The organism is Ilyomonas limi, assembly GCF_005233845.1.
GTDB classification, from domain to species: domain Bacteria; phylum Bacteroidota; class Bacteroidia; order Chitinophagales; family Chitinophagaceae; genus Ilyomonas; species Ilyomonas limi.
Map to the genome: position 1 here is coordinate 162,727 of NZ_SZQL01000009.1, position 20,935 is coordinate 183,661.

Consider the following 20,935-nt stretch of genomic DNA (forward strand, 5'->3'; position numbering starts at 1 on the left):
CTATGGCACTTTTTCAATCAGGCAATCCTACGCTGTCCGAAAAGATTTTCGAGCGAAGTGTAGATCGTACCAACGACGGCGTAATGACCGTAAGAGGCTCTATTGTAAAGTTTGGCTTTTTGCTGACGATGGTGATTGTAGGCGCTGTGTACACCTGGAATATGTATTATAACCTGCAGCAAAACACTATGAGCACCTTCTTAATGATTGGTCTTTTTGGTGGAATGATTACCGGTTTGGTTATCTCATTCAAGCCTACGCTTGCCAAATACCTGGCGCCTGCCTATGGCTTGCTCGAAGGTTTTGTGTTAGGCGCTTTATCAGCCATTTTCAACGATATGTTTGCAGCAAAAGCTCCCAACCTGATATTGACAGCCGTTGGACTTACATTTGGTGTGGCTGTCGCTATGTTTCTGCTGTACAGCTTCCGCATTATCAGGCCTACACAAAAATTTAAAGCCGTGATTATGGCTTCGGTGTTCGGTATTATGATTTTCTATCTCATCACTTTTGTGTTGTCTTTATTTCATATTTACATACCATTTATGAGTATCAGCAACAGCAGCCCCCTGGCTATTGGTATCAACCTGTTTATTGTGGCCATTGCTGCATTAAGCCTGATTCTTGACTTTGAAATGATTGAAGTAGGAGCAAACACCGGCGCACCCAAATACATGGAGTGGTATGGCGCATGGGGCTTACTGGTAACTATGGTTTGGTTGTATTTGGAAATATTGAAGCTTTTAAGCCGTTTTGCCAACAACAGAAGTTAATTATTTGTAGCTTTTCCATAAACAAGTAATAAATAAAACAGCCGGTCTTTTTAAGAACCGGCTGTTTTTGTTGTATCTCCCTTCTAATTATTCTCTATATTCCTTTTTATTATTGTAATCCCTGTAATGACGCGGCTGATGCCCTTCATTATGTTGCTGATGAGCCAATTGCTCTTCTCCGTCTTTATTATACGCCTTAATGATGGCTTTCACCAAACGGTGACGTACCACATCTTCTTCATCCAGCTCGATATGCGCAATGCCATCAATATTCCGCAATATTCTGGCTGCTTTGCTTAAACCGCTCTGCATATTACGTGGCAAATCCACCTGTGTAGGGTCGCCGGTAATAATGGCTTTGGCATTAGCGCCAATACGCGTTAAAAACATCTTCAGCTGCAAATCGTTGGCGTTCTGCGCTTCATCCAAAATAATGAACGCATTATCCAATGTGCGACCACGCATATAAGCCAGCGGTGCAATCTCGATGGTACGCGTACTCATATAATAGCCCAGTTTATCGGCGGGTATCATATCGTCCAGCGCATCATACAATGGCCGCAAATACGGATCGATCTTTTCCTTTAAATCGCCGGGCAAAAAGCCTAAGCTTTCGCCTGCTTCTACGGCCGGGCGGGTAAGAATAATCTTTTTGACCAGCTTGTTTTTGAGCGCACGAACTGCAATAGCTACCGCCGTGTAGGTTTTACCGGTACCTGCAGGTCCAATAGCAAAAACTATATCGTTGCGGTCGGCTGCCTGTACCATCTTCTTTTGGTTGGCAGTGCGGGCGCGAACGGTTTTGCCGTTTGGTCCAAATACCAGAATGTCGTTAGGATTGCGATCTACAAAGTTGTCAATGGTTTCGGCATCATCGCCGCCGAGGATTTGCTCAAAATAGTTATCGCTCAGGTCGCCGTTGCGCTCCATGTACTGAACAATAAGGTCTATTTTTTCTTTCGCCTGATCTATCTGCTCCGGTGCACCACTTAGTTTTATTTGTGTGCCACGGCTAAGTATTTTCAACAATGGAAATTTCTTTTTGAGCAGATCTAGTTTGCGGTTATTTACTCCAAAGAATTCAATGGGATTTACCGTCTCGAGGTTAATGATTGTGTCTGTCAAATTGTAAAGGTTTTATGTTCTCTTCTATCCCAAATTTAATACAAATACACAGTATTCCACAGGTTGGTTTATACACTTTTGTTAATAAAAAGGAGCGAAAAAGTGAAAGAATAAGTGTATATGAATAGTTACCTCTCTTTAAAGCTACTTTCCGCCCGGAACGGAAGAAACAGCGTTAAATGATCGGGTTATAATGAGATGAAGACAGGATTGGTGAAGAGAAATGGTGAAGAAAGCATGATTGGTGAAAGATAGCAGCCCTGTGTAATGCCTGCTAACGCATACTCACAGGGCTGCCAAAAGGTTCAATTATCATACTGAAAATTACCAGCCCAGAATATACGCAAATATTAACGGCGCTACAATAGTAGCATCGCTTTCTACAATGTATTTAGGTGTGTGAATGTCCAATTTTCCCCAGGTAATTTTTTCGTTAGGTACAGCGCCGCTGTAAGAGCCATACGAAGTGGTGCTATCGCTTATCTGGCAGAAATAACTCCAGAACGGAATCTCATGCATTTCCAGATCCTGATACATCATGGGCACCACGCATATCGGAAAATCGCCGGCTATGCCACCGCCAATCTGAAAAAAGCCAATGCCTTTTCCACCACTGTTGTGTTTGTAATAGTCACTGAGATACACCATGTATTCAATACCACTCTTCATGGTAGAAGGCTGCAACTCGCCTTTAATGCAATAAGATGCGAAAATGTTGCCCATCGTGCTGTCTTCCCAGCCGGGAACAATAATAGGCAGGTTTTTTTCGGCGGCTGCTATCATCCAGCTATGTTCTACCGGTATTTCGTAGTTTTCTTTCATCACGCCGCTCAGCAACAATTTATACATATACTCGTGTGGAAAATAGCGCTCGCCTTTGTCCTGCGCCTCTTTCCATATTTTATGTATGTGCTTTTGTATGCGGCGAAAAGCTTCTTCTTCGGGTATGCAGGTATCAGTTACGCGATTATAGCCATTCTCTAATAAATCCCATTCTTCCTGCGGACTTAAATCGCGATAGTTGGGCACCCGCTTGTACGAGTTATGTGCTACCAAATTCATAATATCCTCTTCGAGGTTGGCGCCGGTGCAGCTTATAATATCCACTTTGCCCTGGCGTATCATTTCGGCCAACGAAATACCCAGTTCGGCCGTACTCATGGCGCCAGCCAATGTTATCATCATTTTGCCACCCTCAATTAAGTGTCGCTCATATCCTTTGGCGGCATCTACCAGTGCTGCTGCATTGAAGTGCCGGTAATGGTGCTCTATAAATTGCGAAACGGGTCCTTTATTCATAGGTAAAACTTTTAAGCTGCAAAAGTACTCCTTTCAAATAATTGACCTGTGCGAATAGCCATTTATATACAACAAAAAAGCTCCCGATCTTCTGGGAGCTTTTTAACAACAATGATTCAGCATTTATTTCTTAGTGGTTTTAAATACCTCTGTATAGCCGTCTGCATCAGACTGCAGGATGATTTTCTTGTTATCGTTTTCCAGCTCTGTATAGTAACGAATAGTACCATCTGCACCTACGCATTTGATAGCAGTAGTACAGCGATAGTCGTCATACTTATTTTGGATGGTGGATAAGGCATTACAAGGCATATCATTCAGGGTAATGTAAGTGCTGGTGCATATCAGTTGGTCTTTCGCATCGTAAAACACTTCCATGCGCTGGTTGTTGCGTGTGAAAGAAGCTTTAGAATAATCTCTTGTATGCTTCCAGGTTACGTTTTCTGCGGTAGCGAATGTTTTTGCAAAATGCTTTAGTATTTTAGCATCAACATTTTCGGGCATAGCGGCAGCGCGGGAAACAGAGACTACAGATACAACAAGTGCTAACATAGCTACAAATGCCTGGCGAATAATGGAATTCCTTTTCATAATTATAGGTTTTTGAGATGATGGTTTTTTGTTTAGACAATGTAAAAGTAGATAGCCGCCAGTATGTGGGGAAGCGAATTGTGATGAATATAAGAAGGATTTCGTAGATGGGCGGGATGAGTGGTTGTACGGTTGTGATACACTGGCACTAGACTATGCATAACATACTGTAATTAAGCTAAATACATATATTCATAATAAAAACTAAAAGCCTTATTTTACCCCATTTTTGAGATAAGAAATGGTAGTGCTTTTGGATGAATGGTAAATGCGGTGAAGTATATTGTATGCAAATAAAAGGCAGGCGAAATTGAAGATTACTATTACATTCTCTTGCTCAGTTTTTCCACATACACATCAATAAAGGCATTCATCTCTTTTCTTTTATATTGAACAATAAAGCGCGGATGCGGTAATTCGGTGATTGTTTTGAAGAAGTGAAATTCTTCATTCAAAACGGATAAGTAAGCAGTATTCTTTTTACCCAGGCAGAAACATTCTTCGGTATATAAGCCCAATGCAATCTGTTGTTGAATGCTTTGAATAATGAATGCTTTTACGGCTGCATACAAAGCTTTATCATCGTAGTAATTATAGTTCATCCATTTGCCATTGCTTTTAAGAATAATAAAACCCAGAGGGCATATCGAGTTGATATAAAAATGTTTATAAAAAACATCCACACCGCCCATTGCTGCTATCATGCAATAAATAAATTCGGAAGAAGGCTCGTGCGATGAAGCGCCGCCGGTTTCAATGCCACAAACCTGTTGCAATCTTTTAAAATCGGTAAACGGAACGCCGGTAAGCCCGGCACCAAAACGCCCCGGATTGATGCCGAGTATGGGCCAACGCTTTTTATTATCGCTGTAATATTTATCGTAAAATGCATCGGCGCAAGACAATGCCAACTTGTTCTCGCCAAAAGGATTGAGCACACCTACATTGGGCGGCAAAGCAGCAGTAAGGTGCAGATTACGATTAAAATCTTTCATCCGTTGAGCAAACGACATACCCTGCATTTTGTATAAAAAAGGCTAACTTAGCAATAAACAGCGCTGCTATGAAATATTTTATTGCTTCCATTGTATTTGTTTTTGCCGGTTTGATGGTGCAGGCACAAACAAATAACCCAATGCTTTATACTTATAGGCAAAAACAATTAAATGATACTTTGCATATGCTTTTTCCAGATTTGCAACCAGATAAAGAAGTGCCGTTTAAAGATAATACACCTGTGTTGCCATTAAGAAACGGAGGCGTGAAAGTAGGTAGCAGCAGTTTGGGTGATGTATATAGTATGAATGTTGATAAAATGCCTTGCCTTAAGCCTTTTGCAACAAAAGATGAAATGCCGAATGCGGTGAAGCTACAACCTGTATTACCACATGTTCAGAAGGAGAAGGAATAAGCTATTGTATAATTATTAATTCTGTTCTTTCATACACATCAGTAAGCGGAATACTCAGCTGAATGGTTTCTATCCGTAACACATCAGTTGCATTTTTATATTCCTTCAATTCCCAACGGTTATTTTTATTAATAAAAAACGCTTCTACACTGATAGATTCTGAATCTACCAGCAGGTATTCTTTTAATGTAGGCAAATCGCGATACAGTTTAAATTTATCGCCCCGATCATAATTTTTTGTAGAAGGAGATAGCATCTCTATAATAACAGCCGGATTTAAAATATTCCAGTCATCATTTTTGCGGGTTTCGGTTTTACCACACACAATAAAGATGTCGGGGTAAGTAAATAAGCCATTTTTTTCTATATACACACGCTGGCCGCTGTGAAAAGGCTTGCAGGACTTACCTTTTAAATGAGTGGCTACATCTCTTATTAAGTTGATGGAAATAGTATTATGCGGCACTTTGGTGCCAGACATCAGGAATATTTCGCCCTGGTAGTACCCATGTTTTTCCAGGGATTTTTCTTCCATCGCTAAGTATTCTTCCTCAGTGATGTATTGCTTTTGATAAGCAACAGCCGGTTCCTTAAGTTCCGTTTCCATAAGGCTAAAATTAACCTTTTTGGAGGAAAAGAAACAGAGTGTTCAATGCAATGAACGACAAAATACAACAGTGTGAATTTAACTGTATAGCTGCAATAAACTTGTGAGCTTGTAAACTTTAAACCTCTTCTTCCGAACCCTTCGTATGCCGCTTAATGATACCGCGTCCGCTCTCACGAATAAAAGTGACAATATCGTCCCGCTCGTCGGTAGCAGGTAGTTCTTCTTCAATATACTCCAGGGCTTGCGTAATGTTCATGCCTTTGTTGTATATAATCCGGTAGATATCGAGAATATGATTGATTTGCTGCAAAGTAAATCCACGCCGCTTAAGTCCCACGCTGTTTACGCCGCCATAGCTTAGCGGATTGCGTACTGCTTTTATAAAAGGAGGAACATCTTTATTTACCAGGCTGCCGCCGGCAATAAAGGCGTGCTCGCCAATACGGGTAAACTGCTGGATAGCACAAACACCTGCAATAATAGCCCAGTCGCCCATAGTTACGTGTCCCGCCATTTGCGAGCTATTGCTCATAATGCAATTATCACCTACAATACAGTCGTGGGCAATATGACAGTAAGCCATGATAAGACAGTTGTCGCCTATCTTAGTCTTGCCGCGGTCAACCGTACCGCGGTGGATAGTTACAAACTCGCGGATAGTGGTATTATCTCCAATTTCAATAATGGTTTTTTCACCGGTAAACTTCAGGTCCTGCGGTACGGCTGCAAGTACAGCACCCGGAAAGATACGGCAGTTTTTACCAATGCGGGCTCCTTCCATAATGGTTACATTACTGCCTATCCAAGTCCCTTCGCCTATCTCCACATCTTCGTGGATAACGGTAAAAGGATCCACTTTTACATTGCGGGCGAGTTTGGCATTAACATGTATATAGGTATGCGGATGAATCATTCAAAAAATGCTTCCTTTTGAGAAGCCGGGCAAAAATAGCCTTAATAATTTAATAACGGTTTTGCTATTGTCTTTTAACAATTTGCGCTATCATATCTGCTTCGGTTGCCACTTTACCATTAATATACACTGTACCATGCATATCGCATAAGCCGCGGCGGATGGGCGCATTAAACTCCATTTTCATAACCATGGTATCGCCGGGGCGCACCATTTGTTTAAACTTACAGTTATCTATTTTTACAAAGTAAGTATCGTATTGTCCTTCGGGGCTAATGTTGATGGCAAGAATACCGCCCGTTTGCGCCAGCGCTTCTATTTGCAATACACCCGGCATAATAGGATTTCCGGGAAAATGACCTAAAAAAAACCATTCATTAACAGTAACATTCTTAATGCCTACTATGTGCGTATCACTTAGTTCAATCACCTTATCCACCATCAAAAAAGGGTACCGGTGTGGCAGTGTTTTCTGTATATGATCGTAATCAAAAACCGGCGGCTGCATAGGATTGTACACTGGCACATCTTTTACGTGCTTGTTTTTTTTGATGTACTGCTTTATTTTTTTGGCAAAAGCTACATTGGTACTATGCCCCGGACGGTTTGCAATAATACGGGCTTTAATAGGGTAGCCAATTAAAGCCAAATCGCCTACCACATCCAGCAGTTTGTGGCGGGCAGGTTCGTTAGGAAAACGCAATTCCAGGTTATTTAGATAGCCTTCACTCTTTACTTCCATTTTATCGCGCCCAAAAGCTTTGGCTAAGCGGCTCATCTCCTTCTCCGTTACCGGTTTGTCCACAATTACAATGGCATTGTTAATATCGCCGCCTTTTATAAGATCGTGATCCAGCAGCATTTCCAGTTCGTGCAAAAAGCTGAAGGTACGGCAGGGAGCCACCTCTGCTTTAAAGTTTTGCATACTTTTCAACTGCGCGTATTGGGTGCCCAGTACGGGGCTGTTAAAATCTATCAGCGTGGTAATCTGATATTCCATAGCAGGTATTGCCACCATTTCTACCCGCTTTTGCTCGTCGTAATGATAAATATTTTCATCAATGCTGTACCATGCTTTGGCAGCTTCCTGCTCCTGCACGCCAGCTTCTTCTATCAGCTCTACAAAGGGCTGGCTGCTGCCATCCATAATGGGCACTTCGGGTGCATTCAATTCTATCAGCACATTATCCACGCCCATACCCACCAGCGCTGCCAGCAGGTGCTCTACGGTACTCACTTTGGCATCTCCAACCTGCAGTGTAGTACCACGGGCAGTGTCGGTTACGAGGTCACAATCGGCTTTAATCATTGGCTGGTGCGGCAGGTCAATACGCTGAAATTGTATGCCAAAGCCGGCACTTGCAGGACTCAAAGTCATATCTACCAATATACCGGTATGCAAGCCTTTGCCGCTAATACTTACCGAAGTTTCCAGCGTATGTTGCTTATCGGGATTGAAGTTCGCTTTCATTTGTTTTGTTTAAATAGCAAGCCGGCACAACTGCCGCATTTTATATATAATAATATAATTCTGTTATAAATTCAATGGCAGCAAAAGTAATGTGTGAACCGGGATTTTGACCGGGATTTTTGGGATTCAAGGATTACCGGAATGGTGGAAGCCTGGGCCGGAATATTGTAAAATAGATAGGATTTGGAGATTAAAGACAGTTACTTTGTTATTATTTATTGGTTTTTGGTGATGCCTGAAGAAGGGAGATAAATAAATTTTAACTGAGCAAATTTGTATGCTTTTATAGCTTTCCCTTAATGTTTGTCAGAGAATAATTTATGATACTGTGAGGGTCAAAAAACACATTTGTTTAAATGCAACTTGCATTCTTAAGTTGTAGTGAGTTACACGCTAAATATTTCATAATTGCACTTCTGACTGCCTGCAAAAAGAAAACATTATCAGGTGTTTTCTTACTGTATTCTAATACATGCCTGTATTAACATTGCATAATTGAAGATTAACAATATTCAATTAACAGTCCTCTATGGTTGAATGAGTTTAAAGCAATCTTTTATAATAGAAGCTTTAAATTCTTCACTTGTTTCTGTTGGCTCACCATCTATATGAAAAGGAGCATGTTTAAGATTGCGGATGGTAATGCAAGGTGATTGGAAGTATAAAATATTTTTTTTTGACATATCTTCTACCATCTGTTGCAACTTATTGTTACCGCGTATTTGCTGCAGCACAGCAAAAGGCAGGCGTGCCTTGTGCATTTTTTGCACTATCACAATATCCAGCAAGCCATCGTTGAGGCTGGCTTGTGGTGCTATGGTTACATTGTTACCAAACTGGTTGCTGTTGGCAATAGAGATAAAATAAGCATCGGTAAAAAAAGAAAAGCCGTCTATTATTACTTCAAACTGGTAAGGCTGCGCTTTAAAAAAATTGATGAGACTTTGCTGCGTGTAAGTAAACAAACCACGGCTGGCACTGGCAGCAAAATCATGCGCTACTTTTGCGTCAAAGCCAATGCCGCTGAGCATACACGAAAAATAGTTGTTAATAGTAAACGCATCGGTATATTTAGCAGTGCCATCAAAAATAAGATGGAGCGCCTGCATGGGTTTTTTGGAAATGCCGGCAGCATACGCCAGCCCGTTTCCACTGCCTAAGGGAATAATGCCAAATTGCAAATCGGGAATATCACGAAAATTATTAACCACCTGGTTAACCGTACCATCGCCGCCAATAATTACTACATCTGTAAAATGTTCTTCTACAATTTTTTCCTTATGCAAAGTATAGTTTCCACTGGCTGTTGTATATGCTACCTCGTAAGCAATGCCCCGTGCAGCAGTTTGTTTTTTTATATTATTAACTAATAACTCTTTTTTGCCTGTACCCGAAATAGGATTGACGAGGTACATAATTTTTCTTGGGTTCATACTTCCTCTTCTGCTTGTGGCATGGCTAAGTTTAAAAACAGTGCCAGCCTGTAATATAAATAATTTGGCTGCTGTTAAAGTATTATAATTGTTGTATAATCATGCTATAACAAGCTTGTTAAAATTTTTTCTTATGCTGCTTTTGTGTTCTCTTTATTTTAGAATATACAATAGAAGTTGCAATACAAACTACAATAACTGCGAGCGATATGTAAATAGAAATGTGCACGTAGGATTCTATCAGCATTTTTACACCAATAAATACCAGTACCGCAGCAATGCCCTGCTGCAAGTATTTAAACTCATTAGCAGCGCCGCGCAACATAAAAAACAAACTTCGTAAACCTAAAACTGCAAATATATTGCTGGAATAAATGACCATAATATCATCCGGCTGAAAAGGCACGTCAGCCCGCTCGCGTACCAGGGATACAACCGTGGGTATGCTGTCTAAAGCAAATAAAATATCGGTACCGGCAAGCATCAACACCACAAGCGACAAAGTAGTAAAAAATGCTTTTCCGTTTGTTTTAATAATGTATTTGCCGGGGTAATAAACATGCGTTACTCTAAAGACTTTCGTCATTAATTTATAAAGCCCTGATTCCTGTGGCTTATATTCTTCATCATGCTTTTGAAAGAAAAGCTTAATGCCGGTATATAAAAGAAATACGCCAAAAATATATAGCACCCAATGAAACTGATTAATAATGCCAATGCCTACAGCAATAAAAATAATGCGCAGGAAAATAGCCAGTAAAACACCTATCAGCAAAGCGCGGGCAATATCCTGTTCATGTATTTTAAAAAATGAAAAAATGAGAATGAATACAAATACATTATCTATGCTCAGGCTCCATTCCATCAGGTACGCACTGATGTATTTAGTAGCTACAACTGCATCTTTTTCTATCCATATAAAAGCCCAGAACGCTAAAGATAAACCTACCCAAAATATGGTTTGCAGCAGCGCCTTTCTTACTGTAATAGTTGTATTTTTTTTGCTGATAATGCCTAAATCAAAAACCAGTGCCAACAATAAAGCAATACCAAAAACAAGATAAATAATTTCTGTTCTGTCCATCGTATAATATAAGTAAAAGGAAAGGTGAAAATGAAAGTAAGATGACTTACATTTTCATTTTTATTGGTAAATAATCCTGCCGCCCGGCAGGGAACAGCCGCCATCTGTTGGAAACAGATGCAACTTCAACCCCATAACAGCATTAATGCCTGCTCTATAAGAATCTTGCTTTTACCCAATGGCAAAAGCAAATCGTGCTGTACGGGGGTTTATAAGCAAATATTATGCATTTACCTGTGCACCCGTTAATTGCTGTACTTGTTTTTCCAATTCCGCAATACGTTTTTCTAAATCCGGCAGGTTGCGCATTACCGCCTGGCTGCGCAAAGCAGAAGTATAATCGAATGCCGGAGAACCGGTAACCGCAACATTTGGTATTTTGATAGATTTGGTAACGCCGCTCTGCGCATTTATTTTGCTGCCATCGGCAATGTGCAGGTGGCCTACAATACCCGCTTGCCCACCTACTACTACATTATTACCTACTTTGGTGCTGCCGCTAATGCCGGCCTGCGCTGCAATTACCGTATTACAGCCAATCTCTACATTATGCGCTATCTGTATCAAATTGTCCAGCTTGGCTCCTGTATGAATAATAGTGGAGCCTATCGTTGCGCGGTCTATACAAGTATTACAGCCAATTTCTACAAAGTCTTCTATTACCACGTTGCCAATCTGCGGTATTTTTTTGTATGTACCGTTTGCCTGCGGCGCAAAACCAAAACCGTCGGCGCCAATTACCGCGCCCGCATGGATGGTTACATTTTTACCAACCACACAATCGTTGTAAATTTTTACACCGGCATATAAAACTGTATTATCGCTAATGCGCACATTGTTGCCGAGAAATACGCCTGGAAACAATTTTACATTATTACCTATCTGCACATTTTCGCCAATATAAGTAAAAGCGCCTACATACACCGTTTCGCCCAGCAGCGCAGACTGCGAAATATACGAAGGTTGTTGAATGCCGGTAAGCTGCTGTGTCATTATTTCCTGGTACTTGCGTAGCAGGGCTGCAAAAGCAGAATACGCATCGGGCACACGGATAAGGGCTGCAGCAACCGGCTGCTTTAGCTCGAAGCTTTTATTGATAATAATAATTGACGCCTTGGTAGTATAAATAAACTCTTCGTATTTAGGATTAGCCAAAAAAGCAAGTTGCCCTTTCTGTGCTTCTTCAATTTTCCCAAACGAGCTTACTGCGAGGTTGGCATCGCCTTCTACCTCACCGCCAATCATCATAGCTATTTGCGCTGCGCTGAACTGCATATAGTAGTTTAAAATTGTTATTAGACTAACAACCGTTATCTTAGTTGGCAAAAGTAGAATTTTTTGACAGGCATAGATAGGGTTGGATGAATTAACGGGTTATCAACTTGTGAAATTTCTCTTACGTTGCCGTCTTTAAATAAAATATCAATGTGTTCATTGCCTATTTTGTAGGTCGTATTTTCTGCGTTGCCCGAGAATACCAGATAAGCTGCTGCTTCTTCGCTGATGCACAGCCGCTTAGCCGCTAACCGGCGGGCTGCAATCACCAATCCGCTATCCACCGGTATATTTTGCAGCGTGCACTTTAGCAGCCGGCGGTTGAGCAATCCATTGCTTAAAATAGATAATACCTCGTCGGAATGGCGGCTCCAGCGTTTAATGGCAAACATTACATCCGTATCATCAATACTGCAAAAAGCATCAATAAAGTCGGGTGGCGTATGTCCGTCTGAAGCCAAAAAAAGGTCTAAAGATGAGCCCGTTTGGAGCAAGGTATCATCCGGCTGCCAGATATCTTTTACCCGCTGCACTGTTTTTTTCAGCATTTTTTCGGCGGCAAGTACCGCTTTGTGCAAATACACCTGCCAGTACATCTGGCGGCGGGCAATTAAAAATTTTTCGGCACTGTAAATGGCTTTTTCTTCAATCATCAGCTCGCCATTGTGCACGATGAGCATTTTTAAAATGCGGTCGTAGCCAATTACGCCTTCGCTTACGCCGGTATAAAAAGAATCACGCGTAAGGTAATCCATTCTATCCATATCCAACTGCCCGCTGATGAGGCTGTGGAGAAAGGTTTTGTGGTATCGGTTGGTAAAAATGTCAATGGCGAGGGAGAGCCGCCCATCCAGATCCTCATTCATCTTGTGCATAATCTGCAAGCCAATTGCTTCGTGACCGGCAGATGGAACAAGTACATTTTCAAGCGCGTGCGAGTAAGGGCCATGCCCAATATCGTGCAGCAGGATGGCAGCTTTTGCTGCTTCGCTCTCTTCTTCGGTAATTTCTATGCCTTTATTGCACAGCTCGGTAATTGCCTGGCACATAAGGTGGTAAGCGCCAATGGAATGATGAAAACGCGTATGCACCGCACCGGGATACACATAGTTGGCAAGCGCCATTTGCTGTATGCGCCGCAACCGCTGATAATAAGGATGCGCAATAATATCGAAGATAAGCTGCCTGCTGATGGTGATAAAGCCATATACAGGATCGTTGATGATTTTGCGCTGGGGCTGCTGCATGAATGAAAGTGAAACATCAAAAATAAGGAAAAGGCGGTTATAAAAAATAAGGAAAAGGCGGTTATATAAGTATTGTTTAAGACAGCCTGTTTTTCACATACGTAATGAGTAGCAGATAAAAATAAGTAGTGAATATAAATTTATATAAAGCATATCTATAAGCAAACGGCCCTACGGAAGAAGGGCTGGCTTCCTGATAAAGGGTCATATTTAACATAACAATTAGCTTAAAGATCGGATGCTTACTTATTTTATATACGGACTTTTAAACCCTAATCGCTTTAAGCCATTTTGTACATCCGGGATACTCATAAACAGCTTCCAAAGCAGGCCAGTACGGTAGTTTTCTATCATTACCACAATAGGTCCCTCATCAATTGCCAGGTGTGTTTTGGCATACCAGTTATGTGTTTCGCTAAAGCCATCGGCAAAGCCGTATTCGCCCCATATCTTATCGCCCAAATCGTAATAAAAATGCCGGAGTGCCTGCATACTATACTCCGGTGTGTATGGGAAAGAAGACAAGGCCGCAGTAGGCTGAATAACGCCAAGATCTTCCTGCGGGCAGTGTGCTACATAACCTTTATAGCTGTCGCCTGCCGTTAAGCCCCAGCAGTTTTCGCCATAACCCTTATATTTTTTAGGATTATCTATACAGTATGCCCGGTTAATGAGGGTATGATTCGTATTCTGCTCCCAATAGTCGGTATGCCAGTCTTTTAATCCGTGCGGGTCTATTCCCTGAAATGTATAGTGGGCAAAGAAAAGCGGACCGCCATATTCGAACCCTAATGGAAGCTTTATACCATAGTAAGTCTTGTCATTAATATAGGAAGTACTATTGACAAAGCCATTAAAATAAACCTCCGGAGCAATAGGATGTACAGGCGAAGAGGCAGACATAATATAAGTTATGAGGCATTCGTTCCAGCCGCGTATAGGAAAATTCATGTCAAAGTCGTTCCAGGGGCTCCAGTGCCAGTAAAGCATAGCATTACTGTTAGCGGTATGCCAGTTCCAGTTGGCAGTTTGCCACAATTGGTTAATCCGGTTGCGGAGGTATTTTTCCAGTTCTGTATTTGCATTAAAATATTCGCGGGCGCATAAAAACCCCATCAGCAGGTAAGAGGTTTCAACAATATCAGCCCCATCATCCAGCCTGCCAAAAGGGATGGTTTTGCCGGTAGTCCCATTCATGAAGTGCGGAAAGATGCCATGATAGCTATCGGCATGCAAGAGAAATTCTACCATTTTTTTCAGGCGCTTTACTGCCGTATCTCTTCCAATCCAGCCCCGGTTAACGGCTACAATGGTGGCCATAATGCCAAAACCCGTTCCGCCAATAGCACAAGCTTCGGGTCCGTAAGTGTGGGTACTCAGGTTAGGCTCGTCATAAGCTTCGTTAATGAAATCCCAATAATATTCTCCCCGTACTGTATTGTCTCTTTCCCTGGCGAGTCCGCTTACCGGGTGCGCATAATGCCAGAAATACCGGAAGGTTTGCCGCTGCACCACATCAAGCAGTGCCGAGTCGGACAAATTGTTGATAATACCGGCAACGGGAATAGAATCGGGATAAGTAGCGGCTTCTCTTTTTTGTGCTGAAACGCTATGATATAATACGCAGGCAGCAAAAACAAGTATCAGATTGTATTTCATATAGCATCAATCAAGGCCTAAAATTATGGGATATCACTGGCTAAAGCAGAGTAGTGGTACAAAACTGCCAAATAAATAGATTTACTTCATCAACTTATTTTACCGTTTATCCTTTTTGAAAATCCTTATGATTTTATAACCTACTGATTATCAATAGACATAGTTTTGTATATTTCTTTCCTAAGCAAATTACCTTAAAAAAGCAGCTACTATGTGTTGCATAGTAGCTGCTTTATACTATATCTTTGTGTTGTCATTAACCAATAAACTCCTCAACAATGGATATACAAAACACACAAAGCCAGATGCGCAAGGGAGTGCTGGAGTTTTGCATTTTATCAATTATAAAACAAGGTGAAGTGTACCCGAGTGATATAGTGGAAAAAATGAAAACCGCCAACCTGCAAATTCTGGAAGGTACGCTGTACCCGCTGCTTACAAGGCTAAAAAATGCAGGCTATCTCACCTATCGCTGGGTAGAAAGCATAAGCGGCCCGCCCCGCAAATATTTTATTATGACCGACGAGGGGCTTTCCTTTTATGCCGAACTGGAACGCACCTGGAAGGAGCTGGCAGATGCCGTACATACGCTGACGCAGCAAAACGGAGAAGAAAACCATCAACTATAACCACTTAAACATATTTTATAAATGAAAAAGGTAATCAACATCAACTTTCAGGGGAGAGTGATACCGATAGAAGAAACCGCCTACGACCTATTACAACAATATGTGGACAGTTTGCGCCGCTACTTCAGGGATGAAGAAGGTCGTGACGAAATTATAAATGATATAGAAAGCCGTATAGCCGAGCTGATGGGCGAAACACTCAAAAAAGGCAACACCTGCATTACCGATGCCGATGTGGAAGCTATTATAGCCAGCATTGGCCGCCCCGAAGACTTTGACGGCGAAGAAGAAAAAGTAAAAAGCAAGGTGTATGAAGAAAGCGGACGCAGCAACTACACCTACACCAAAGGTGAACGCTTATACCGTTCCGAAAACGACAAGGTAATAGCCGGTGTGTGCAGTGGTATTGGCCATTATTTTGGTATAGATCCGCTGATCGTACGCATCCTCTTTATCATATTTGCTTTCGGTTTTGGCTTTGGCTTTATTGTGTATTTAGTATTGTGGGTAGCTGTGCCGAGTACAGCTTCTACAGTGTTGGGCGCTGCTAAAAAGCGTTTGCTGCGCGACCCGGATAATAAAATCATCGCTGGCGTGTGCAGTGGTTTGGGCTATTATTTTGGGGTAAATGCATGGATCCCGAGAGTGCTTTTCCTCATTCCGTTCTTTTCTTTCTTCTTTAGATGGAATCACTGGGGCGCTTTTGACTTCCCCAATTTCCTGAGCTTTTCTTTTAGCCCCGCTTCCACTATTATTTATATTATCCTGTGGCTGGTATTGCCCGAGGCAAAAACGACCAGCGAACGGCTGGAAATGAAGGGCGAAAAAGTAGATATTAATTCCATTAAAAATAACATTAGCGAAGAAATGAAAGGCGTGGGGGAGCGTGTCTCTAAGTTTGGTAAAGAAGCAGCTGACTTTGCTCAACAAACCGGCAAGCGCTTTGGCGGCGAAGTAGGCAAAACAGCCCGTCGCAGTGGACGAGGTTTGGGCAATGCACTTGCACTGTTAATTAAGATCTTCGTTTACTTTATTATTGGTGCTATCTTATTTGCCATTGTAAGTGCCTTGTTTGGTTTGGGTGTGGCAGTATTTGGCCTCCTGCCTTTGAAGGGCTATATTTTGCACGATGGCTGGCAAACCATCTTTGCCTGGGGCTCGCTGTTATTCATTTGGGTGCCGGTGATTGCTATCATTACCAGTATTATCCGCCGCATAGCCAGGGTACACAACAATTCAGGTGTTATCCGCACTGCTTTCTTATCCTTATGGATACTCGGTTTAATATGTGTGATTGGTTTAATCACTTCTGTTGCCAATGATTTTTATTACGAGAATAATCATAACATTCAAACTGTACCGCTCAGCAACCCAACAGTAGATAAGCTGGAAGTAAAAGCTGCCAGACCCAATGTGCTGTACAACCGTTTTGAATGGTTAAAGCTGGAACCATTTGCAAGAATAGATGAAGACACCATGTACATCAATAATGTATCGGTGCAAATAATAAAAGCAAACAACGACAGCTTTGCAATACAAATGGCTAAGAACAGCAATGGTGTTTCAAGGGAAAAAGCAAATGAATTGGCCAGCCGCATTAATTATCCCGTTACTCAGCAAGACTCTACCCTTTGGGTACCGAGAGGCATTGGCATCTCTCAAGACGAAAAGTTCAGAAACCAGTCTGTAATCCTCAGCATAGCCGTGCCGGTGGGTAAAAGAATAAAAATAGATAACAATGTGGGCGGATGGGAAGGCAGGCTGCACTTTGGCTGGCACAACGATGCAGACGACTGGCGCTGGAACAACGATGCCGACTATGGCTATCCCTGGGAGTTTAATGTAGAATACCTGATGACCAACGACGGGCTGAAAAGAGTGGATGGCAAAGTAGATAATGATAATGAAGAAAATAATAATGATACTATTCAACCGGACCTACAGGATTTTGACAGGCAGCGCCAGCAACTGGAAGAGCAGCGTGAGCAAAAGCGCCGCGAGTTGCAGCAACTGGATAGTGTACTAAGGAAAAATAGGGACACTATTCCATCCACGCCGGCAACACCCGCAAAAACCGCGGTAATACTGGAAAACAATATGACCATACCTAATATCCTGTTATCCCGGTTTTCTATATAAATTTGGTTATAGTCTCGGCAAAAAGGAATCCTGCTTTCTGGTGAAGGCGGGGTTCTTTGTTTTGGGGAGCCACAAAGACACTAAGCCACGAAGTTGTACAAAGAATGAAGGGAAACCGCGGAGGCGCTAAGGCGCAAGGGAATCCATTATCAACATTATTTTCTTCAATTCCCTCAATTCAAAAAGTCACCCCAAATCTGCCTCCTGATTTGTTGTGCGCTTGCCGCATTATTGAAATGGTTATACAGCACTGCTTTTCTTTTATCCAGTTCTGCCTGTGTAAATGGTTGTGTAAATAATGCTTTAACTAACTGCTGCATATCGCTGGCGGTGTTTGCAATGTGACAAAGCCCTTCCAAGCCGGTGTCTTCTATTGCTGCATTGTTTACTATACAATGCCTGCCATTATACAAAGCATTTAAGAGTTTTATTTTAATGCCGGTTGTATTGAAAGATGGTAATACTTGTATGTGTGCATCCATAATCAAATTGTCCATCCCGGCAGAAGAAGGATTGGCAATAATTTGAACGTTTTTAGTGCGTGCAGCCGCTTGTACTAAACATTGTGTTGGATTTTTTCCGGCAACAATTAAAGGTATATCCAAATTGATAAATACTTTTTTTATCAGCCAGGTAGCAGCCTGTTCATTTTCTTCCACCTCCAGATTGCCGTGATAGATGCAATATGTGCCTGTGCCTAATTTTCCGGCTACTTGCCATGGCGGTAAAAACAAAGGCAGATAGCCCGCATTTTTACAATTAAAAATTCCCCTGTACACATTCGCATCTTTATAAGAAACTGTCCAAAAAGCAGATGCTTTATTAGCAATGCGGCGTTCATAGTTTTTTAGCAAAAAGCTTTCTGCCAAATAGTATAATCTCTTAAAAAGAGAGGTAGTGTTTTTATATAAATGATAGTAATAGCGGTACTCTACATTGTGCAACCGTACAAACAGTTTGCGATTACTAAAACGCTTATCCAGTAATGGATACGTGCAATGCACGCCTTCTATTAAAATAGGATAATCATCTTTTAACAGAGTTTGAAACAAGTCTGCACTTCTTCTGCTTGCAACAATATATGGCAGTGTAAAACTAATGCCGCTAATACCCGTTTTACGTGGGTAATAATGCACCGATGCACAATACTTCTCTAATTCCTTTTGCGGGCTGCGATTGTAAGTAAAACAGTGTAAATGCACAGCAATACCCGCCTGCTGCAATGCAGGCAATTTGTAAAACAAATCGTACATCGCACCAAAATCTACCGGATAAGGTACATTGAGGCAAATGATATGTAAATGTTGTGGCAAGCAGCAAAGATAAAAGGAGTAAGAATCAAGTGGTAAGATACAAGAAGGCAAGTACAAGGCACAAGATATAGCACACGGCTTTAACTGTAGAATAAATAAGATGCAAATTGTTTAATCCCTGATTACAATCATGTCCCCTTTCATTTTTGCTCAGGTTATTACCGGAGGGGCAGCCCTACGTTTGCACCTATCGTAATAAGACAGATGACATGCAAACTGCATAATGGATATGAAAATTGCAGAAACGATAGACACGAACTTGCCCATGCTACATCATGAGGTACGGCGGATGGATAACATAGCAGAAAAGTTGATAGTAAGTGATTCAAATCATAAAAGGTTATCATCGTATGTTGTCTCTTTGCCCCTTATGAAAAAGTGGTACCAGGTAGCGTTGTTCAACCTTGTTGTACTGGCTTTGCTGGGCTTGTTGATGCGCTATAAAATGAATTTTCCGTTTCCTGTGTTGGAGCAGAAAAATATATTGCATGCTCATTCTCATTTCGCTTTTAACGGCTGGATAGGGTTCCTGCTGCAAGTGTTGATTGTCGATGAATTTACTCACGATTATAAAAAGTCCACACGATTCTGGAACCGGTTTTTCCTCGTTTCTACAGTGGTAAATCATGCCATGATTTTCTCTTTTGCGTGGGAAGGATATGGCGCTATTTCCATTGCACTTTCTACCGCTGGCTTGTGGTTGTCTTATGTATTTGCTTATAAAATATTTAAAACACTTCCGGCTGCCAGCAGCAAAAACGAGAGTATAAAATTTGTAAAAGCAGCTTTATTTTTTATGCTGCTTTCTTCGCTGGGGCCTTATGCGCTTGCCATCATTATGGCGCTCCATGTTAGCAATGTTTATTGGTCTCAAAATGCCTTGCTTTTCTTTCTGCATTTTCAGTACAGCGGCTGGTTTACGTTTGCAACACTGGCTTTTCTGATAAAGAAACTGGAGCAAAGTCCTGCATTTAATTTCAGAACTGAGCGTGCATTCTTTCTGTTGCTTGCAGTTACCTGTGTCCCATCTTACTTTTATACCATGCTGTGGCAGCATCGGCCTGAAACAGTCACAGTTGTTATGGCAATTACTGCCATACTGCAGGCTATCTCGTTGTATTTTTTTGTGCTGCTGCTTTACAAAAACGGACGTAATGCATTTACAAAACTGCCAGCTATTTGCAGGTGGCTATATACGTTGGCTGTTGCAGCCTATATCTTAAAAGTAATATTACCTTTTTTTATACTACATCCGCATGTAGGGCAATTAGCTTTAGGGCTCCGTCCCATTATCATTGGCTACCTGCATCTTGTTTTTCTATCTTTTGTAAGTATGTATTTACTGGGGATACTGGCAGATAAAAACATTGTTCCACACGATAATCGCATTAGCCTAACCGGACTTGTCACTTTTGCAGTAGGCATTACTATTAATGAAATCTTATTGGCAGCGCAAGGACTTGCAGCCATGTATGTTTTGTATTTACCGGCGGTAAGTAAACTGCTCTTTTACAATACATTGATACTGGTAATGGGTGCAATCGTGTTGTTTGCTGCAGCCTGCAAAAAACAGGCGTGCCCTTCTTTTTATATCAAATCTTTAAAACTAAATATATAGTTATATGCAAGTACAGGAGATAGAACAGAAGAAGCAGATAAAGGAACCCGGATATCCCTCTTTTCTTGAATTAAATGTCACACATTTAGAACCAAAATTTAAGCACCCAACTATATTCCGTTGCTTCAATGCACTACAGCCGGAGGATGGTTTTTATATACTGAATGATGACGACCTTAAACCGCTTTATTACCAGTTGGTAGCTAAGAAAGGTGAAACTTTTACCTGGGAATATATAGAGGATGGACCGCTGCGCTGGAAAATTTTAATCAGAAAATTTTTGAGAGTTTCGCAACAGCAAAATGAGCTTTCAAAAAAAGAGTTGTATGGATAAATGCAACACCT

19 protein-coding genes are annotated in these 20,935 nt (G+C 41.5%); 6 read left to right on the top strand and 13 right to left on the bottom strand.

Annotated features, from left to right (window positions below; all coding sequences use genetic code 11):
• Window positions 1-2: 2 nt before the first annotated feature.
• Entirely contained in the window at window positions 3-773 is a 771-nt protein-coding gene (locus FC093_RS12550; RefSeq protein WP_137262137.1) for a Bax inhibitor-1/YccA family protein, read from the top strand.
• 87 nt (window positions 774-860) lie between these two features.
• Here the strand turns inward: FC093_RS12550 and FC093_RS12555 are convergent, their stop codons facing one another.
• From FC093_RS12555 to FC093_RS12570, 4 genes are all read right to left on the bottom strand, one after another.
• Complete coding sequence (locus FC093_RS12555) at window positions 861-1,898, bottom strand: PhoH family protein (RefSeq protein ID WP_137262138.1); 1,038 nt, start codon at window positions 1,896-1,898, stop codon at window positions 861-863.
• 324 nt (window positions 1,899-2,222) lie between these two features.
• A complete protein-coding gene (locus FC093_RS12560) occupies window positions 2,223-3,197 on the bottom strand; it encodes a deoxyhypusine synthase family protein (protein WP_137262139.1) in 975 nt (324 codons plus the stop codon).
• Window positions 3,198-3,320: 123 nt separating this feature from the next.
• A complete protein-coding gene (locus FC093_RS12565; RefSeq protein WP_137262140.1) occupies window positions 3,321-3,788 on the bottom strand; it encodes a hypothetical protein in 468 nt (155 codons plus the stop codon).
• A 323-nt stretch (window positions 3,789-4,111) separates the two neighbouring features.
• Window positions 4,112-4,801 carry a uracil-DNA glycosylase family protein gene (locus FC093_RS12570; protein WP_206106561.1) on the bottom strand — a complete coding sequence of 230 codons (690 nt, stop codon included), beginning with the start codon at window positions 4,799-4,801 and terminating at the stop codon, window positions 4,112-4,114.
• Window positions 4,802-4,851: 50 nt separating this feature from the next.
• Between FC093_RS12570 and FC093_RS12575 the strand changes: the two genes are divergently transcribed.
• Entirely contained in the window at window positions 4,852-5,199 is a 348-nt protein-coding gene (locus tag FC093_RS12575) for a hypothetical protein (protein ID WP_137262142.1), read from the top strand.
• A gap of 1 nt (window position 5,200) precedes the next feature.
• On the opposite strand, the gene FC093_RS12580 is transcribed toward FC093_RS12575, so the two are convergent.
• The 8 genes from FC093_RS12580 to FC093_RS12615 form a co-directional block, all read right to left on the bottom strand.
• Window positions 5,201-5,806 (bottom strand): Uma2 family endonuclease, encoded by a 606-nt coding sequence (locus tag FC093_RS12580; protein WP_137262143.1) that lies wholly within the window; start codon window positions 5,804-5,806, stop codon window positions 5,201-5,203.
• Between the two features lie 118 nt (window positions 5,807-5,924).
• Entirely contained in the window at window positions 5,925-6,722 is a 798-nt protein-coding gene (lpxA, locus tag FC093_RS12585) for an acyl-ACP--UDP-N-acetylglucosamine O-acyltransferase (protein WP_137262144.1), read from the bottom strand.
• 64 nt (window positions 6,723-6,786) lie between these two features.
• A complete protein-coding gene (locus tag FC093_RS12590; RefSeq protein WP_137262145.1) occupies window positions 6,787-8,193 on the bottom strand; it encodes a bifunctional UDP-3-O-[3-hydroxymyristoyl] N-acetylglucosamine deacetylase/3-hydroxyacyl-ACP dehydratase in 1,407 nt (468 codons plus the stop codon).
• A 527-nt stretch (window positions 8,194-8,720) separates the two neighbouring features.
• A complete protein-coding gene (locus FC093_RS12595; protein WP_137262146.1) occupies window positions 8,721-9,626 on the bottom strand; it encodes a diacylglycerol/lipid kinase family protein in 906 nt (301 codons plus the stop codon).
• Between the two features lie 118 nt (window positions 9,627-9,744).
• Window positions 9,745-10,710 carry a TerC/Alx family metal homeostasis membrane protein gene (locus tag FC093_RS12600; RefSeq protein ID WP_137262147.1) on the bottom strand — a complete coding sequence of 322 codons (966 nt, stop codon included), beginning with the start codon at window positions 10,708-10,710 and terminating at the stop codon, window positions 9,745-9,747.
• Between the two features lie 222 nt (window positions 10,711-10,932).
• Window positions 10,933-11,985 (bottom strand): UDP-3-O-(3-hydroxymyristoyl)glucosamine N-acyltransferase, encoded by a 1,053-nt coding sequence (gene lpxD, locus FC093_RS12605; RefSeq protein WP_137262148.1) that lies wholly within the window; start codon window positions 11,983-11,985, stop codon window positions 10,933-10,935.
• A gap of 35 nt (window positions 11,986-12,020) precedes the next feature.
• Window positions 12,021-13,232 carry an HD domain-containing protein gene (locus tag FC093_RS12610; RefSeq protein ID WP_137262149.1) on the bottom strand — a complete coding sequence of 404 codons (1,212 nt, stop codon included), beginning with the start codon at window positions 13,230-13,232 and terminating at the stop codon, window positions 12,021-12,023.
• A 246-nt stretch (window positions 13,233-13,478) separates the two neighbouring features.
• Window positions 13,479-14,891 carry a glucoamylase family protein gene (locus tag FC093_RS12615; RefSeq protein WP_137262150.1) on the bottom strand — a complete coding sequence of 471 codons (1,413 nt, stop codon included), beginning with the start codon at window positions 14,889-14,891 and terminating at the stop codon, window positions 13,479-13,481.
• 278 nt (window positions 14,892-15,169) lie between these two features.
• Here FC093_RS12615 and FC093_RS12620 point away from each other — a divergent pair, with 278 nt between their 5' ends.
• Window positions 15,170-15,520, top strand: coding sequence for a PadR family transcriptional regulator (locus tag FC093_RS12620; protein WP_137262151.1), 351 nt, complete (start codon window positions 15,170-15,172; stop codon window positions 15,518-15,520).
• Between the two features lie 21 nt (window positions 15,521-15,541).
• The gene (locus FC093_RS12625; protein ID WP_137262152.1) at window positions 15,542-17,659 is read left to right on the top strand and encodes a PspC domain-containing protein; all 2,118 of its coding nucleotides are present in this window, start codon (window positions 15,542-15,544) and stop codon (window positions 17,657-17,659) included.
• 173 nt (window positions 17,660-17,832) lie between these two features.
• Here FC093_RS12625 and FC093_RS12630 read toward each other — a convergent pair whose 3' ends face one another.
• On the bottom strand, window positions 17,833-18,972 hold the full coding sequence (locus FC093_RS12630; protein ID WP_137262153.1) for a glycosyltransferase: 1,140 nt from the start codon (window positions 18,970-18,972) through the stop codon (window positions 17,833-17,835).
• A 229-nt stretch (window positions 18,973-19,201) separates the two neighbouring features.
• Between FC093_RS12630 and FC093_RS12635 the strand changes: the two genes are divergently transcribed.
• Together FC093_RS12635 and FC093_RS12640 are read left to right on the top strand one after the other, a co-directional pair.
• Window positions 19,202-20,590, top strand: coding sequence for a hypothetical protein (locus tag FC093_RS12635; RefSeq protein ID WP_137262154.1), 1,389 nt, complete (start codon window positions 19,202-19,204; stop codon window positions 20,588-20,590).
• Window positions 20,591-20,594: 4 nt separating this feature from the next.
• Window positions 20,595-20,924 carry a DUF2249 domain-containing protein gene (locus FC093_RS12640; RefSeq protein WP_137262155.1) on the top strand — a complete coding sequence of 110 codons (330 nt, stop codon included), beginning with the start codon at window positions 20,595-20,597 and terminating at the stop codon, window positions 20,922-20,924.
• Window positions 20,925-20,935 lie beyond the last annotated feature (11 nt).

Coding starts and splice junctions, on each gene's coding strand:
- FC093_RS12640 (WP_137262155.1), top strand. CDS start 20,595: ATGCAAGTACAGGAGATAGAACAGAAGAAGCAGATAAAGGAACCCGGA.
- FC093_RS12580 (WP_137262143.1), bottom strand. CDS start 5,806: ATGGAAACGGAACTTAAGGAACCGGCTGTTGCTTATCAAAAGCAATAC.
- lpxA (WP_137262144.1), bottom strand. CDS start 6,722: ATGATTCATCCGCATACCTATATACATGTTAATGCCAAACTCGCCCGC.
- FC093_RS12565 (WP_137262140.1), bottom strand. CDS start 3,788: ATGAAAAGGAATTCCATTATTCGCCAGGCATTTGTAGCTATGTTAGCA.
- FC093_RS12590 (WP_137262145.1), bottom strand. CDS start 8,193: ATGAAAGCGAACTTCAATCCCGATAAGCAACATACGCTGGAAACTTCG.
- FC093_RS12635 (WP_137262154.1), top strand. CDS start 19,202: ATGAAAATTGCAGAAACGATAGACACGAACTTGCCCATGCTACATCAT.
- FC093_RS12615 (WP_137262150.1), bottom strand. CDS start 14,891: ATGAAATACAATCTGATACTTGTTTTTGCTGCCTGCGTATTATATCAT.
- FC093_RS12550 (WP_137262137.1), top strand. CDS start 3: ATGGCACTTTTTCAATCAGGCAATCCTACGCTGTCCGAAAAGATTTTC.
- FC093_RS12595 (WP_137262146.1), bottom strand. CDS start 9,626: ATGAACCCAAGAAAAATTATGTACCTCGTCAATCCTATTTCGGGTACA.
- FC093_RS12610 (WP_137262149.1), bottom strand. CDS start 13,232: ATGCAGCAGCCCCAGCGCAAAATCATCAACGATCCTGTATATGGCTTT.
- FC093_RS12575 (WP_137262142.1), top strand. CDS start 4,852: ATGAAATATTTTATTGCTTCCATTGTATTTGTTTTTGCCGGTTTGATG.
- FC093_RS12570 (WP_206106561.1), bottom strand. CDS start 4,801: ATGTCGTTTGCTCAACGGATGAAAGATTTTAATCGTAATCTGCACCTT.
- FC093_RS12600 (WP_137262147.1), bottom strand. CDS start 10,710: ATGGACAGAACAGAAATTATTTATCTTGTTTTTGGTATTGCTTTATTG.
- lpxD (WP_137262148.1), bottom strand. CDS start 11,985: ATGCAGTTCAGCGCAGCGCAAATAGCTATGATGATTGGCGGTGAGGTA.
- FC093_RS12625 (WP_137262152.1), top strand. CDS start 15,542: ATGAAAAAGGTAATCAACATCAACTTTCAGGGGAGAGTGATACCGATA.
- FC093_RS12620 (WP_137262151.1), top strand. CDS start 15,170: ATGGATATACAAAACACACAAAGCCAGATGCGCAAGGGAGTGCTGGAG.
- FC093_RS12560 (WP_137262139.1), bottom strand. CDS start 3,197: ATGAATAAAGGACCCGTTTCGCAATTTATAGAGCACCATTACCGGCAC.